The 280-nt window shown below is 66.8% G+C and carries 1 pseudogene; it reads left to right on the top strand.

The features are described 5' to 3' along the window. A pseudogene (locus CCN51_RS58615) lies at positions 1-280 on the top strand (trigger factor); the annotation flags it as partial.

Raw genomic sequence — 280 nt, 5'->3', positions numbered from 1 at the left:
GTCAAGGTCTCCGAGGTCAAGGCCCGCGAGCTGCCCGAGCTGGACGACGACTTCGCCCAGCTGGCCAGTGAGTTCGACACCCTCGAGGAGCTGCGCGGCGACACCCGTGGGCGCCTGGAGCGGTCGAAGAAGTTCGACCAGGCCACCCAGGCCCAGGAGAAGGTGCTGGACGCCCTGCTGGAGCTGGTCGAGGTCCCGATCCCCGAGAAGCTCCTCGAGGACGAGATCCAGACCCGTAAGCACAACCTGGAGCACCACCAGCTCGGCCAGATGGGTCTGA

Origin of the sequence: Streptomyces milbemycinicus (genome assembly GCF_002154605.1) — a bacterium.
GTDB lineage: Bacteria > Actinomycetota > Actinomycetes > Streptomycetales > Streptomycetaceae > Streptomyces > Streptomyces milbemycinicus.
The sequence above is the reverse complement of the archived record's forward strand: the minus strand, read 5'-3'. Positions and strand labels throughout refer to the sequence as shown.